Consider the following 14,530-nt stretch of genomic DNA (forward strand, 5'->3'; position numbering starts at 1 on the left):
GTAACCCAGTTGTCCTAAGAATTCGACAGAGCAACCGTTCATCATTTAACGAAATGGTGAACAGGCCTATCGCTTTGTTTGGCAAAATCCCGGGCGGAGCCCTATGCACGATCGCCCGTCCCGGCAAAGGCAGCTCCGCCCCTGCCTAGGCGGCTTCTCCACATGGGAACTTGGCCATATCAGCCAACCCGCATCCCCAGCGCGCGGCCCGTCGCCCTCGCCACGATCGCCTCCAGCGGCTCGGGCCGGTGCAGGAAATAGCCCTGGCCATAGGCGACGCCCATGCCCTGCAGAATCTCCAGCGCGTTCTTCTCCTCGATCTTCTCGGCCACCACCGCGGCGCCCATTGAGCGGGCGATGCCGGTGATCGCTGAGACGATCTCGCGATCGAAGCGGCTGTCGGCGATGTGCTCGACGAAGGAGCCATCGATCTTGATCGCATCTATGGGAAAGCGCCTGAGATATTCGAAGGAGCTCATGCCGGCGCCGAAGTCGTCGAGGCTGACGCGGCAATGGCGGAGCCTCGCCTTGCGTACGAATTCTTCCGCCGCGTCGAAATTGGTGACGGCGGCGGTTTCGGTGATCTCGAAGCCGATGGCCGACGGCGAAGCGCCGCTCTCGGCAATCGCATCGTCGACGAAGTCCCAGAGCTGCGGATCGGAAAGCGTCTGCGCCGACAGGTTGAAGTCGAGCGCGATGGCCCCCGCTCGCATCGCCTCGCCATGGCGCGTCAGCGCGGTGCGGATGATCCAGCGGTCGAGCCTCGCCGCAAGGCCGAAGCGTTCGGCGACCGGCATGAAATCGCCGGGCGGGATCATGTTGCCGGTGCGGGCCTCGAGCCTGGCCAGAACTTCGACATGGCGACTGTCTTCCCACGGCTGTCCGAGCCGGTGGATTTCCTGGCCGAACAGCTTCAGCCGGCCGTCCTCCATCGCATCCACCAGGTCGGCGGCCAGCCGCGCGGCGTTGAGGCCACCGGCGCCCGACGTCGTCTCCGGCGAGAACACGGCGAAGCGGTCTCGGCCGCCGGCCTTGGCGGCGTAGCAGGCATCGTCGGCGCAGGCCAGCGCATCGGGCACGCTCATGTTGCGGTCGCGCACAAAGGCGATGCCGATGCTGGCGGCAAGCCTGCGCGAGCTAATAGCCGGGCCGAGATCGGCGTCGCGCACGGCGGCAAGCACGGCGCGGGCAAGACGCTCGGCGCAGGCGTCCTTGCAGTTCGGCACCAAAAGCGCGAATTCGTCGCCGCCGAGACGTGCCGCATACGCCGACGCGGGCAGGCTGGCGAGGATGCCCGCCGCAACACTCTTCAGCGCCAGGTCGCCGGCGGCATGGCCGGCATAGTCGTTGAGCGCCTTGAAGTAGTCGAGGTCGACATAGAACACGGCAAGCGGCAGGCGCTCGGCCATGGCGATGTTTTCGGCAAGCAGCCGGTCGAAGGCCGAGCGATTGAGCAGTCCGGTCAGCGCATCGTGGCGCGCGGCGAAGGCAAGCCCCTCGGCGCGCATCTTCTCCTCGGTGATGTCGCGCACGGTACCGAGGATCTGGCCGGCCGAACCGACATCGGCGATAAACCGCACGAGCGACTCGATGTGGCGGATCTCGCCGTCGCGCCTGATGATGCGGTACTGCGATGCCGTGACGCTCTGCGAGTCCGGCGGCGGCAGGTGAGCCCGCTCCGTAGCCTCCTTGTCGTCCGGATGAAGGTAGGTGTGCCAGAGGCCGGCGGTGACCTCGTCGATATCGCTCACCAGCCCGAATATCTCTCGCGTACGGGCATCCCAATAGCTCTTCTGGGTGCCTACATCGAAGTGCCAGATTCCGGTGCCGCTGGCGGCGAGCGCGAGACGGAAGCGCACATTGACCTGCTCGAGCGCGGCCTCGGCTTCTTTCTGCCGGGTGATGTCGGTCTGCACGCCCATCAGCCTGAGCGGCTTGCCGTCGGCGCCGCGCTCGACAATGCCGCCGCGATCGAGCACCCAGACCCAGTGGCCGTCCTTGTGCCGCAGGCGCAACTCCGTCTCGATGGAGTCCGCGAGGCCCGCAATATGCCGGTCGCCGCTTTCCTGCGCGCGCTGGCGGTCGTCGGGATGGGTAAGTTTCAGCCAGAGATCGGGCGTGTTGGCGAGTTCGCCCGCCTCATAGCCCAGCATCTTCGACCAGGTCGGCGAATAATAGCAATCGCCGGTCGACAGATTCCAGTCCCACAGGCCGAGTTGAGCGCGGTCAAGCGCCAGCGCCCAGAACTTGCCGTTGCGTTTATTGTCGTCCGCCATTCTTTGTTCTTGCCGTCCTGTCCCGGCAATACTGCATGAAAGCAGAGAAGAAAGGGTTACCGGGGGTGAAGTGCTGATCTCCCCCCTTGTGGGGGAGATGGCCGGCAGGCCAGAGGGGGGCGCGAAGGATCGCGGCGTTGCTCGAATTTCGATCGGGGCCGCAGGCCCACCGTTCGACTGTGAAGGCCTGAAAGGCTGGCGGGACAGCGCCCCCCTCTGCCCTGCCGGGCATCTCCCCCACAAGGGGGGAGATCAGCGCTCGACCGCCTTCCCCAATCGCCGATGTTCTAGCCCAGCGCCAGCCTCCGCCTCACCACCGCCGCATGGAAACGCGCGCCGTGCAGCAGGCCTTCGTCGTTGAAATCATAGGCAGGGTTGTGCAGCGGCGCGGTTTCGCCATTGCCCATGAAGAAGAAGCATCCGGGCACATGATCGAGGAAGCGGGCGAAATCCTCCGAAGCGGTCATCGGCTCAGCCGCGATGCGAACAGCATCGTCGGCCAGCACCGTCCTGGCCGCCGCGAGCGCCTCGTCGACAAGCGTCGCGTCGTTGATCAACGGCACGAACTCGCGGGTGTAAGTGACTTCAGCCGCAACGTTATAGGCCTGGGCCGTGCCCTCGGCGATGCGGCGCATCTCCTGTTCGATCGCGGCGCTCACCTCGGGCCGGAAGCTGCGGCAGTCGCCCAGGATGCGCGCCAGCCCCGGCAGCGCGTTGCGGGTGCCGTCGGTGATGAGCTCGGTCACCGAGACGACGCCGATATCGGTCGGGCTCAGGCGGCGCGAGACGATGGTCTGCAGGTTGACCACCAGCGCGCAGGCGGCGACCAGGGTCTCCCGGCCGGCATGCGGGCGCGCCGCGTGGCCGCCGAGGCCTTTGAGCACGATCTCGAAATTATCCTCGGCCGACATGACAGGACCGCTCCGGGTCTCGAAATGGCCGATGGGCAGCCCTGGCATGTTGTGCAGCCCGAAGATCTCCTCAAAGGGGAAGCGCTCGAGCAGGCCGTCGTCCAGCATGGCCAGCGCGCCCTTGCCCCATTCCTCGGCCGGCTGGAAGATGAAGCGCACCGTGCCGTCGAAGCCGCCTTCACCGGCAAGCAGTCTGGCGGCGCCGAGCAGCATCGAGGTGTGGCCGTCATGGCCGCAGGCATGCATGGTGCCGGACGTCTGCGAGCGCCAGGTCTGCGTGCCTTGCTCGGCGATGCGCAGCGCATCCATGTCGGCGCGCAGCGCGATGGCGCGGTTGCCGCTGCCCCTGGTCAGCGTGCCGACGACGCCGGTGCCGCCGACACCCTCCGCCACCTCCAGCCCGAACGCACGGAGTTTTTCCGCCACGAACGCCGCCGTGCGTTTTTCCTCGAAGCCGAACTCGGGATGGGCATGGAGGTCGCGCCGCCACGCCGTCATCTCGCGGTGCAGTGTCTCATGGTCGAGTTTGGCCATCTGTGACCCTTGTCTCAGGCAGTCTGCAGGAACACCTCTTCCGGCGCCATCCCGACCAGTTCGGCAAAGCGGCCATGGTCGGTCGCGCCCTCCGAGTTGATGACGAGCACCCGGGAACCGGCATCGAGGCCGAGTGCCGCGCGCATATGCCTGTCGCCCGCGGCGCGGACCAGCCCGGCGAGACCTGCCCCGCCGCTCTCGCCGGAGACGATGGCCGGATCGTTGCCCAGGGGTCGCGCCAGCCGCTTCATCACCGCGACCGCATCCTCTTCGTCCACCGTCATGAAGGCATCGCCGACGCGCGCCAGCACGCGCCAGGCGACGAGGGAGGGCTCGGCGCATTCGAGCATCGCCATCACGGTCGGCTCCTGATTTGCGATCGTTGCCGGACGTCCAGCCTCGACCGAAGCATAGACGCAAGCCGAGCGCCGCGGCTCGACCACCACCGCCTTCGGCCGCCGCGAGCCGAGCATGATCGCCATATGGCCGGCGATCGCCGCCGCGAAGCCGCCAACGCCGGCCTGCAGGAAGACATGCGTTGGCGGCTCGGCCATGCGCCGCAGCGTCTCGCGCACGATCACCGTATAGCCCTGCATGACCAGTCCGGGGACGCGCTCATAGCCCAGCCAGGACGTGTTGGAGACGATCTTCCAGCCGCGCTCTGCGCCGACGCGGGCGACTTCGCGCACCGCATGGTCATAGCCGCCCTCGACCTCGACAATCTCGGCGCCGAAGCGGGCGATGGCCGCGACACGCTCGCGGCTTACGCCGGCATGGACGTAGATCACCGAACGCGCGCCGACGAGGCTGGCGCCCTGCGCCACCGAGCGGCCATGGTTGCCGTCGGTGGCGCAGACGAAGATCATGCCGGACGCGATCTGGCGCACTCTGGCGTCGTTCATCTCGCTGATATCGACATCGCGCCCGAGCCACTTGCCGGCCTCCTCCAGCACCAGCCGCATGACCGCATAGGCGCCGCCCAGCGCCTTGAAGCTGCCAAGGCCAAGACGCTGGCCTTCATCCTTGACATGAAGCGCCTCGATGCCGAGCTCGCCGGCCAGCGCGGGCAAGGCGTGCAGCGGTGTCTCGGCATGGTTGTGGCGCGCCTTGAGATAATGCTCGGCCCGCTCGCCTCCCGCCACGCCGAGGGATTCTGCATCGGCGGCAACCAACGGCTGGTTGTGTTCGGGACGTTGGTTGAGAAGCAGCATGCTAGTCTTCCTGCGAGGCACTGAATTCTGTTGGTGGGCGCGATTCAAGCGCGATTCTGGGCGCTTTAATTGGCTAAGTGATTGAAGTTTGTTTCGATTGGATGTCGCCGAATGTTCGCTTCGCAGCGACTCGATCCAGCCAACTTGACTATTTTTGGGGGTATTTCGCCCCGGTTGCAGGGTGTCGGCGATGCCCATCTGCATTCCTACCTCGATCAATCAGCCGCCAGCCTGGCAGCGACGCCGAGCAGGATGTTGGCGCCGGCGACCAGCTCGTCGGGAGCGGTGAACTCGGCTGGGTTGTGGCTGATGCCGCCCCGGCTCGGCACGAAGATCATCGCCGACGGCGCGATGCGCGCGATCATCTGGGCGTCGTGCCCGGCGCCCGAGGTCATGCGCCGGCACGAAAGGCCCGCGGCCCTGGCGCCATCCTCTATCAACGAGACGATCCCGGCATCGAAGGTCACCGGCTCGAAACGCGCCAGGCTTTCGGCATGGATGGTGACGCCGGCGCTCGCGGCAAGTTTTTCGAGGAAGGCGGCGAGCGCTGCTTCCATCTTGCGAAGGTGCGTTTCGTTCGGATCGCGGAGATCGATGGTGAAAGTCGCGCGCGACGGAATGACGTTGATCGCGTTGGGCTCGAAAGCGATGGTGCCGACGGTCGCGACCGTGCGCGTCGACGAAGCGCTCGCCTGGTCCGCGAGGAAGCCGATCACGCGGGCGGCGGCGACGCCGGCATCGCGGCGCATCGACATCGGCGTGGTGCCGGCATGGTTGGCCTCACCGTCGATCGTGATGCGCTGCCAGGAAATGCCCTGCAGGTTTTCGACCGCGCCGACGGCGATGCCCTCGCGCTCGAGCACCGGCCCCTGTTCGACATGCAGCTCTACATAGGCATGCGGCTTGAAGAAGCCGGGCTCGTGCCTGCCGGCATAGCCGATACGCTCGAGCTCCTTGCCGAGCACCGTGCCGTCGGTGCCGATCGAGGCCAGGGCTTCGCCGAGGTTCCGGCCGCCGGCAAAGACCAGCGAGCCCATCATGTCGGGCGAAAAGCGGACCCCCTCCTCGTTGGTGAAGGCGGCAACCACGATCGGGCGCGCCAGCGCGAAGCCGGCCTCCTTCAGGCTCTCGATCGCCTCGAGGCCGGCGAGCACGCCATAGCAGCCGTCATAGATGCCGGCGTCGATCACCGTATCGATATGCGAGCCGAGCATGACTGGCGCCTGGCCGGCATTGGCGTCGTCCCGCCAGATGCCGAAAATGTTGCCTATGCGATCGATGGCGACTTCCAGCCCTCCTTGCTCCAGCCAGCCGACGAAGCGATCACGGCCGAGCTTGTCCATGTCGGAGGCGGCGACGCGCACCAGCCGCCCCTGCGCGTCGCGGCCGATACTGCCGAGCTCCTCGATGCGATGAAGAAGCCGATCGGCGTTGATCGTCAGATTGCTCATGCCGGCTGCCTCGCGTTTGCGACCTCGTCCGGCGCCATGCCGACCAGCTCGGTGTAGCGGCCCGGATCGGTGGCGCCTTCGGAGTTGATGATGAGAATGCGGGAGTTACCGTCGAGGCCGAGCGCCGCACGCATCTTCTTGTCGGCGGCGGCGCGGATCAGGCCGGCGAGCCCTGCCCCGCCGCTCTCGCCGGAGACGATCGCGGGGTCATTGCCGGAAGGCCGCGCCAGGCGATTCATGACCGAGATAGCATCTTCCTCGTCCACGGTCATGAAAGCGTCGCCGAGGCGCGACAGCACCCGCCAGGCGACCAGTGAGGGTTCGTAGCATTCGAGCATCGCCATGACGGTCGGCTTGCTGTGAGCGATCGTGACCGGGCGTCCGGCCTTGGCCGTCTCATAGACGCAGGCCGCCCGCGCCGGCTCGACCACGGTCACAATCGGCCGGTCCTCACCGAGCGTGATCGCGAAATGGCCCGCCACTGCTGCGGCGAAGCCGCCGACGCCGGCCTGCAGGAAGACGTGGGTGGGCGGCTCGGGCAAGCGTTTCAGCGCTTCGCGCACGATCACGGTGTAGCCCTGCATCACCACCCCCGGAATGCGCTCGTAGCCCGGCCAGGACGTGTCGGAGACGACGGTCCAGCCGCGCTCGGCGGCGACGCGAGCGGCTTCCCTGACCGACTGGTCGTAATCGCCGGCGACGCGCACCATCTCGGCGCCGAAGCGGGCAATGGCCGCCACGCGTTCGTTGCTGACGCCCGAATGGACAAAGATGACCGAGCGCGCGCCGACAAGGCCGGCACCCTGTGCCACCGAGCGTCCATGATTGCCATCGGTGGCGCAGGCGAAGGTCATCTGCGCGGCGATCGCCTTCACCTCAGGCTTGTGCAGGTCCTCGACCGCGACGGCGCGGCCGAACCGCCTGCCGGCCTCCTCCAGCACCAGATGCATGACGGCATAGGCACCGCCCAGCGCCTTGAAGCTGCCGAGGCCGAGGCGCTTGCCCTCGTCCTTGATGTGAAGCGCGCCGATACCGAGCTCGCCGGCCAGCGCAGGCACGGCGTGCAGCGGCGTCTCGGCATGGCTGTCACGCGCGGCAAGGAAGCGCTCGGCCTCCCCGGCGCCGGCGAGCCCGAGCGTCGCAGCATCCTCGGGCGTCAGCGGCTGGCGATGGTCCGGGTGGCGGTTGAGCAGGAACATGGGTATCTCCGTCTTGATGACTGAAATTTATTGCAAGACGAGTGAGAAAGGCGCTCTGTTTTGGCGCTTCAAATGCAAGTTTGTTTCGTTTGGAACACTACGATGTCCATTTCGCCCGAACTCGACGCCTTCGACCGCGCCATCCTCGCTATCCTGCAGAAGGACAACGCCACGCCGCAACGCGCCATCGGCGAGGCGGTGAACCTTTCGGCACCGGCGGTGCAGCGGCGCATCAAGCGCATGGAGGAGACGGGCATCATTCGCGCCAATGTCGCGCTGGTCGACCCAGCCAAGGTCGGCCACCCGATCACCATTTTTGTCGAGGTGGAGGTGGAGAGCGAGCGCGCCGAGCTGATCGACGCGGCCAAGCGCGGCTTCGCGGCGGTCCCCGAAGTGCAGCAATGCTACTACGTCACCGGCGAGGCCGATTTCATCCTCGTCGTCACCGTGGCGACGATGGCCGACTACGAGGCGCTGACCAGGCGGCTGTTCTTCGAGAACAACAACGTCAAAAGGTTTCGCACGTTCGTGGCGATGGACCGGGTGAAGGTGGGGCTGGAGGTGCCGGTGGGGTGATAGCGAAGGCGCGGCGCGGAAGCTGCCAATCTCCCCCCTCGTGGGGGAGATGGCCGGCAGGCCAGAGGGGGGCGCGAAGGATCACGGCTTTTAAAAATGAGGGTCGCTCGACTCGACCAAGTAGGAAAGAATCCAAGCGTGGCAACGTCGGCGGGACAGCGCCCCCCTCTGTCCTGCCGGACATCTCCCCCACAGGGGGGGAGATCAGCTGTCGCCAGCGCCTTCGCCAACAATTTGCGCGCTTACCTCGTTCGCCCCAGCCACCGCGCATAAACCTCTCCGACAATCCCTCGCCGGAAGATCAGCACGCAGATCATGAAGATCAGCCCGGTGGCGATGGTCACCGGGAAGCCGGAGGTGGCGAGCGTGTTCTCCAGCCCCACGACGAGGCCCGCTCCCACCGCCGGGCCGACCATGGTGCCGATGCCGCCGAGCAGCGTCATCAGGATCACCTCGCCCGACATCTGCCAGGTGACGTCGGTCAGCGTGGCGAACTGGAAGACGATTGCCTTTGTCGCGCCGGCAAAGCCGGCAAGGGCCGCCGACATGACGAAGGCGGCGAGCTTGTAGCGGCCGACGGAATAGCCCAGCGAAATGGCGCGGTTCTCGTTCTCGCGGATGGAACGCAGGATCATGCCGAAGGGCGAGTTGACGATGCGCCAGATGGCAAAGACGCCGATGAGGAAGACGGTCAGCACGAAGAAATACATGTTCATGGTGACGCTCAAGTCGATCACTCCGAGGAGCCTTCCACGTGCAACGCCCTGGATGCCGTCCTCGCCTTCGGTGAAGGGCGCCTGGACGCAGAAGAAATAAAACATCTGCGCCAGCGCCAGCGTGATCATGGAGAAATAGATGCCCTGCCGGCGGATGGCGAGGAAGCCCATGACGAGGCCCATCAGCGCCGCACCTGCGGTGCCGAGCAGGATGCCGGCCTCGGGCGACCAGCCCCAGGCTTTCACGGCGTAGGCGCAGAAATAGGCGGCGCCGCCGAAGAAGGCGGCATGGCCGAAGGACAGCAGGCCGGTGTAGCCGAGCAAAAGGTTGAAGGCACAGGCGAAGAGCGCGAAGCACAGCATCTTCATGATGAAGATCGGATAGACGAAGAAAGGCGCGGCGATCAGCGCCAGCACCGCCAGCGCGACAAGGACGCGCTCCAGCCGCACCGAGACCGCCTGCTGCTGCTCATGAAGGGTCGCCTCGCTCATCTCAGGCGTCCCTCCCGAACAGGCCGGCCGGCCGCAAGAGCAGCACAACCACCATGATGACGAAGACCACGAGGTTCGAGGCCTCGGGATAGAAAACCTTGGTCAGGCCCTCGGCGAGGCCGAGCATGTAGCCGGTGACGATGGCGCCCAGGATCGAGCCCATGCCGCCGACCACGACGACCGCAAAGACGACGATGATGAGGTCCGAGCCCATCAGCGGGCTGACCTGGTAGACGGGCGCGGCAAGGATGCCGGCGAGCCCCGCAAGCGCCGCGCCCAACCCGTAGGTGAGCGTGAGCAGCAACGGCACGTTGACGCCGAAGGCCTGCACCAGTTCCGGGTTCTCGGTGGCGGCGCGCAGGTATGAGCCGAGCCTTGTCTTCTCGATCAAAAGCCAGGTGCCGATACAGACGATGAGCGAGGCCACCACCACCCAGCCGCGATAGTTGGGCAGGAACATGAAGCCGAGATTGGTGCCGCCGGCAAGCAGCGCCGGCACGGCGTAGGGATTGCCCGAGACGCCGTAGTAATAGCGGAACACGCCTTCGATCACCAAGGCGAGGCCGAAGGTGAAGAGCAGGCCGTAAAGCGGGTCGAGACGGTAGAGCCGCGACAAGGCAAGGCGCTCGACCAGCATGCCGAACAGGCCGACGATCAACGGCACAAGGACCAGCGCCGGCCAGTAGCCGATGCCGAGACGCACCAGCAGCAGGTAGCCGATGAAGGCGCCCAGCATATAGAGCGCGCCATGGGCGAAGTTGATGATGCGCAAGAGGCCGAAGATGACGGCAAGGCCGAGGCTGAGCATGGCGTAAAACGAACCGTTGATCAGGCCGACGAGGAGCTGGCCGAGAAGCGCCTGGATGGGGATGCCGAAGATCATCGTCATGGCGCGATCATACCCCCAGCACCTCGTGCAGCTTGTCGGTGTGCGCGGAAAGCTCTCCCACCGGAAAGCCCTCCACCACCTTGCCGTGATCCATCAAATAGAAGCGGTCTGCGATGCGGGCGGCGAAGCGGAAATTCTGCTCGACCAGAAGGATGGTCATGCCGCGCTTCTTCAGCGTCGCCAGCAATTCGCCGATGCGCTGGACGATGACCGGCGCCAAGCCCTCCGTCGGCTCGTCGAGCAAAAGCATATCGACGCCGGTGCGCAGGATGCGGGCGATGGCCAGCATCTGCTGCTCGCCGCCGGACAGTTTCGTGCCCTGGCTGTTGCGGCGCTCCTTGAGGTTGGGGAAGAGCTCGAAGATCTCCTCCACGCTCATGCCACCCTTGGCCACGACCGGCGGCAGGATCAGGTTCTCGTCGACGGTCAGCGTGGCGAAGATGCCGCGCTCCTCCGGCACGAAGCCGATGCCCTGATGGGCGACGCGGTGCAGCGGCAGGCCGATCAGTTCCTTGCCGTTGAAGGTGACGCTCCCTGTCCGCTTGCGGATCAGCCCCATGATGGCGCGCAATGTCGTGGTCTTGCCGACGCCGTTGCGGCCGAGCAGCGTCACGGTTTCGCCGCGCATCACATCAAGGTTTACGCCATGCAGCGCATGGCCCTCGCCATACCAGGCGTGGAGATCGCGCACGGCAAGCAGCGACTCACTCATGCCCGCTCCCTTCATGCTCCGTCCCCATGTAAGCGACCCGCACGCGCTCGTCCTGGCTGACCGTGGCGTAGTCGCCGGCCGCCAGCACCTGGCCGCGCTGCATGACAGTGATCCAGTCGCAGAGATCGGCGACGACGGTGAGGTTGTGCTCGACCATCAGCACGGCGCGGTCCTTCGCCAGCGAGCGGATGATGCCGGAGATCATGCCTACATCCTCATGCCCCATGCCGGCCATCGGCTCGTCGAGCAGAAGCACCTTCGGGTCGAGCGCCAGCGTGGTGGCGATCTCCAGCACGCGCTTCCTGCCATAGGAGAGATCGCCGGCGAGCCGATGCGCCGCGTCGTCCAGGCCGACGATGGCGAGCAGCTCGCGCGCTCTTGGCGTCAACTGGTCCAGCGCCGCGACGGGGCGCCAGAACTGGTAGCCAAGCCCGCTTGGCCGCTGCAGCGCCACGCGTACATTGTCGAGCACGGAAAGGTGCGGAAAGATCGCCGATATCTGGAAGGAGCGGACGAGGCCCATGCGCGCCACTTTTGCCGGCGGCGTGCGCGTGATGTCGGTGCCGAGCAGCTCGATCCTGCCGCTGGTCGGCTGCAGAAACTTGGTCAAGAGATTGAAAATGGTGGTCTTGCCGGCGCCGTTTGGGCCGATCAGCGCATGGATCTTCGCGTGATGGATGTCGAGGTCGACATCTTTCACCGCGACGAAGCCGGCGAAGTCGCGCCTGAGGCCGCGGGCGGAAAGCACCACCCGCGGCGTCTTATCCGTGCCATCCGGCCGGACGGCGGTGGCGGTTTCGAGCGTCACTTGGTGACGAGCGGGCAGCCGCTGTCCTCGGCCTTCATGAAGGCCTTGTCGCCCGGAATGGTCGCCAGATAGGTGTAGTAGTCCCAGTCCTTCTTCGACTCTGCCGGCTTCTTGACCTGGTAGAGATACATGTCGTGCACCATCGAGCCGTCGGCCTGCACCTTGCCGTTCGAGGTGAAGACGTCGTTGACCGGCATTTCATGCAGCTCCTTGGCCACCGCCTCGGTCTCGTCGGTGCCGGCCTTGTCGATGGCCTTCAGATATTGGAGCACGGCCGAATAGGTGCCGGCCTGGATCATGTTGGGCATGCGGCCGGTGCGCTTGAAGAAGCGCTGGGCGAATTCGCGGCTCTTGTCGTCGCGGTCCCAGTAATAGCCTTCGGTCAGCACCACGCCCTGCGCCGCCTGGAGTCCCAGCCCATGCACTTCGGCGAGCGTGAAGAGAAGTGCGGCCAGCCGCTGGCCGCCGGCGACGATGCCAAACTCGGCTGCCTGTTTGATCGAGTTCGACGTGTCGAGGCCGGCATTGGCGAGCCCGACGATCTTGGCGCCGGAGGACTGCGCCTGCAGCAGGAAGGAGGAATAGTCGGTGGAGCCGAGCGGATAGCGCACCTCGCCCAGCACCTTGCCGCCGCTCGCTTCGACCAGCTTGGCGGTCTGGTCCTTCAGCGAATAGCCGAAGGCGTAGTCGACGGTGATGAAATACCAGCTGTCGCCGCCCTGCTTGACCAGCTCGCCGCCGGTGCCGACGGCCTGCGAATGCGTGTCATAGGCCCAGTGGAAGCCATAGGGCGAGCACTGCTTGCCGGTGAGGTCGGTGGCGGCAGCACCCGTGACGATGTCGATCTTCTTCTTTTCCTTGGAAAGCCCCTGGACGGCCAGAGCCACGGAGGACGTGGTGAGCTCCATGATCGCATCGACCTGTTCGGTGTCGTACCACTGGCGCGCGATGTTGGAGGCAATGTCGGGCTTGTTCTGATGGTCGGCGCTGACGATCTCGATCGGTGCGCCCTGCACCTTGCCGCCGAAATCCTCGACGGCCATCTTGGCGGCCTCGACCGACCACTTGCCGCCGAAATCGGCATAGACGCCCGATTGGTCGTTGAGGATGCCGATCTTGACCTTGCCGTCGGAAATCTGGCCGGCCGCCGCCGGCATTGCGGACGCCGCGAGCAGCGCGGCCGAGACGAGATAGGATGCTTTCACTGGTGGTTCCTCCCTGGTGGCCAACCACAGGAAACGCGGCGGCCTCGCGATGGTTCAATGGTTGTGTCCGATATCTTGGAAAATGCGGGCGCGTGCCCCGATTGCCCTCCTCTGCCCGACCACACCACCGCCCTGGATGCTCGAACCTAGCATCGCATTTCGCAAGCCTGGAATGCTATTTTCGTAGCATGGCGCATGGGCAGGTTGGGCGGGGCACCCTGGCGGCACCCGGCGCGGCTACCAGTCGGGCTCGAGAGGAGAATCTTCTGAAAACCCCGGCGGCTTGGCCGCGGCCAGTGTTGGCATGGCGGCCTCCCTCAGAGATGCAGGAAAGCCCTGGAGGTAACTGCCGTCGAACGGAAGCTGCAGATAGCTGGTGGCGATGAGCGCCGCCGCCTCCGCCTGTTCGCGATCCCGGGTCGCCTTCACCGCAGACCGGTCGGGCCGCCGCGCAAGCCATGCCTTGTGAAGCGCGAACATCCTTGGATCGATCGTCGGCATCCTGACCGGATAGCCCCGCTCGTCAATGGCGATGGCTTCCGTCTTCGGCGCGTTGACGGGCCACTGCAACCCGTCCATGGGCGCGCCATCGAGGCCATCCTCAAGCGAGGTGATGGACGTCGGAGCATTGTCCTTAAGGAGATTCCTTGCCTGCGGTCGAATGAGGTCGACCAGGTAGCCATCTCGGTTCGTCGCCCTGAAGGCCCTGGGCTGGAGCGGCCTGAAGGACCGATCGACCTTGCGCAGCACACCGATCAGGCCGGACTGCGTTATCTTCTCGCTCGTGACGAAACTGATGCGGCGGCGCGAATCGAACAGCAGGTCGATGTCCCCGGTCGCCGTGAGGCCGCTCGCAATCCGCACACCCGCAAGGGCCTCGTAGGCAAACAGGGCGTTCGTGCCGACGACCAGCAATTGCCTGCCGAGCAGATTCGTGTCAGCGCAGCGCCGCAATATCCGGGCGGCGATCGCCGGCACTCTTCCCAGCCCCATAGCGACGTTGACCTTGGCAAGCCTGTTCAAGCGATCGGAAAGGCCGACCAACACGTCCTTGTTGCGCTCCCTGCCCTCGGAAAAGGCAGCAAACGATTTTTCGGTTTCTCCGCTTCGGGGGCCGAGCGAATTCTCCGTCTGCCTGAATTTTCGCAACAGATATTCGGTGCCGTTGCGCTCGGCCCAGCGCATGCTGCCCGCGAAGCGCCTCTGGCGCTCGTCATCCGCGCCGAGCCAAGCCTCATAGACCTGTTGGGTGTCTATGAGTTGGCGGCGCTGCTCGCTCGTCAGCTCTTCCAGCATCGTTTTCCACTTTCCGGTTCGACAATTAATTAGATAGTGGAAAATTATTATTAAACAATCGCTTATGTATAATTTTCCACCCTCGCGGCATATTTTCACCACCTCAGTGGAAAATATCATAAAAACAACATTTTAAATATGACAATACCGCATAGATTACCCAATCCCGGCATCACACACGGCAGATCGTCGTGTCGAAGGCGGATGACGGTCCCGAATCCCTGCGCTGAGGGCCGTCCGCCGACGGAAACAAT

General features: G+C 65.3%; 12 protein-coding genes. 1 reads left to right on the plus strand and 11 read right to left on the minus strand.

Annotated features, from left to right (window positions below; all coding sequences use genetic code 11):
• Positions 1–179: 179 nt before the first annotated feature.
• The 5 genes from RFM41_RS24815 to RFM41_RS24835 form a co-directional block, all read right to left on the minus strand.
• Positions 180–2,276, minus strand: a complete 2,097-nt coding sequence (locus tag RFM41_RS24815; RefSeq protein WP_320251812.1) for an EAL domain-containing protein — start codon at positions 2,274–2,276, stop codon at positions 180–182.
• A 287-nt stretch (positions 2,277–2,563) separates the two neighbouring features.
• Positions 2,564–3,721 (minus strand): M20 aminoacylase family protein, encoded by a 1,158-nt coding sequence (locus tag RFM41_RS24820; RefSeq protein ID WP_320251813.1) that lies wholly within the window; start codon positions 3,719–3,721, stop codon positions 2,564–2,566.
• Positions 3,722–3,735: 14 nt separating this feature from the next.
• Positions 3,736–4,932: a diaminopropionate ammonia-lyase gene (locus RFM41_RS24825; protein WP_320251814.1), complete on the minus strand. Its 1,197-nt coding sequence runs from the start codon at positions 4,930–4,932 to the stop codon at positions 3,736–3,738.
• 215 nt (positions 4,933–5,147) lie between these two features.
• Positions 5,148–6,383, minus strand: a complete 1,236-nt coding sequence (locus RFM41_RS24830) for a Zn-dependent hydrolase (protein ID WP_320251816.1) — start codon at positions 6,381–6,383, stop codon at positions 5,148–5,150.
• Complete coding sequence (locus RFM41_RS24835; RefSeq protein ID WP_320251818.1) at positions 6,380–7,582, minus strand: diaminopropionate ammonia-lyase; 1,203 nt, start codon at positions 7,580–7,582, stop codon at positions 6,380–6,382. The genes RFM41_RS24830 and RFM41_RS24835 overlap by 4 nt, the downstream gene beginning before the upstream one ends.
• 102 nt (positions 7,583–7,684) lie before the next feature.
• Here RFM41_RS24835 and RFM41_RS24840 point away from each other — a divergent pair, with 102 nt between their 5' ends.
• Positions 7,685–8,158, plus strand: a complete 474-nt coding sequence (locus RFM41_RS24840) for an Lrp/AsnC family transcriptional regulator (protein ID WP_320251820.1) — start codon at positions 7,685–7,687, stop codon at positions 8,156–8,158.
• A gap of 242 nt (positions 8,159–8,400) precedes the next feature.
• Here the strand turns inward: RFM41_RS24840 and RFM41_RS24845 are convergent, their stop codons facing one another.
• From RFM41_RS24845 to RFM41_RS24870, 6 genes are all read right to left on the minus strand, one after another.
• The gene (locus tag RFM41_RS24845; RefSeq protein ID WP_320251822.1) at positions 8,401–9,366 is read right to left on the minus strand and encodes a branched-chain amino acid ABC transporter permease; all 966 of its coding nucleotides are present in this window, start codon (positions 9,364–9,366) and stop codon (positions 8,401–8,403) included.
• A gap of 1 nt (position 9,367) precedes the next feature.
• Positions 9,368–10,255, minus strand: a complete 888-nt coding sequence (locus tag RFM41_RS24850; protein WP_320251824.1) for a branched-chain amino acid ABC transporter permease — start codon at positions 10,253–10,255, stop codon at positions 9,368–9,370.
• A 7-nt stretch (positions 10,256–10,262) separates the two neighbouring features.
• Positions 10,263–10,967, minus strand: a complete 705-nt coding sequence (locus RFM41_RS24855) for an ABC transporter ATP-binding protein (RefSeq protein ID WP_320251826.1) — start codon at positions 10,965–10,967, stop codon at positions 10,263–10,265.
• Complete coding sequence (locus RFM41_RS24860; protein ID WP_320251828.1) at positions 10,960–11,775, minus strand: ABC transporter ATP-binding protein; 816 nt, start codon at positions 11,773–11,775, stop codon at positions 10,960–10,962. Before RFM41_RS24860 ends, RFM41_RS24855 begins: the two co-directional genes overlap by 8 nt.
• Positions 11,772–12,980, minus strand: coding sequence for an ABC transporter substrate-binding protein (locus RFM41_RS24865; protein WP_320251829.1), 1,209 nt, complete (start codon positions 12,978–12,980; stop codon positions 11,772–11,774). Before RFM41_RS24865 ends, RFM41_RS24860 begins: the two co-directional genes overlap by 4 nt.
• A gap of 237 nt (positions 12,981–13,217) precedes the next feature.
• Positions 13,218–14,276, minus strand: coding sequence for a GSU2403 family nucleotidyltransferase fold protein (locus RFM41_RS24870; protein WP_320251830.1), 1,059 nt, complete (start codon positions 14,274–14,276; stop codon positions 13,218–13,220).
• Positions 14,277–14,530 lie beyond the last annotated feature (254 nt).

The organism is Mesorhizobium vachelliae, from assembly GCF_033977325.1.
Lineage (GTDB): Bacteria > Pseudomonadota > Alphaproteobacteria > Rhizobiales > Rhizobiaceae > Mesorhizobium > Mesorhizobium vachelliae.

What these genes read in the sequence shown, in the direction of transcription:
- RFM41_RS24815 (WP_320251812.1), bottom strand. Translation starts at nt 2,276, where the DNA reads ATGGCGGACGACAATAAACGCAACGGCAAGTTCTGGGCGCTGGCGCTT.
- RFM41_RS24820 (WP_320251813.1), bottom strand. Translation starts at nt 3,721, where the DNA reads ATGGCCAAACTCGACCATGAGACACTGCACCGCGAGATGACGGCGTGG.
- RFM41_RS24825 (WP_320251814.1), bottom strand. Translation starts at nt 4,932, where the DNA reads ATGCTGCTTCTCAACCAACGTCCCGAACACAACCAGCCGTTGGTTGCC.
- RFM41_RS24830 (WP_320251816.1), bottom strand. Translation starts at nt 6,383, where the DNA reads ATGAGCAATCTGACGATCAACGCCGATCGGCTTCTTCATCGCATCGAG.
- RFM41_RS24835 (WP_320251818.1), bottom strand. Translation starts at nt 7,582, where the DNA reads ATGTTCCTGCTCAACCGCCACCCGGACCATCGCCAGCCGCTGACGCCC.
- RFM41_RS24840 (WP_320251820.1), top strand. Translation starts at nt 7,685, where the DNA reads ATGTCCATTTCGCCCGAACTCGACGCCTTCGACCGCGCCATCCTCGCT.
- RFM41_RS24845 (WP_320251822.1), bottom strand. Translation starts at nt 9,366, where the DNA reads ATGAGCGAGGCGACCCTTCATGAGCAGCAGCAGGCGGTCTCGGTGCGG.
- RFM41_RS24850 (WP_320251824.1), bottom strand. Translation starts at nt 10,255, where the DNA reads ATGACGATGATCTTCGGCATCCCCATCCAGGCGCTTCTCGGCCAGCTC.
- RFM41_RS24855 (WP_320251826.1), bottom strand. Translation starts at nt 10,967, where the DNA reads ATGAGTGAGTCGCTGCTTGCCGTGCGCGATCTCCACGCCTGGTATGGC.
- RFM41_RS24870 (WP_320251830.1), bottom strand. Translation starts at nt 14,276, where the DNA reads ATGCTGGAAGAGCTGACGAGCGAGCAGCGCCGCCAACTCATAGACACC.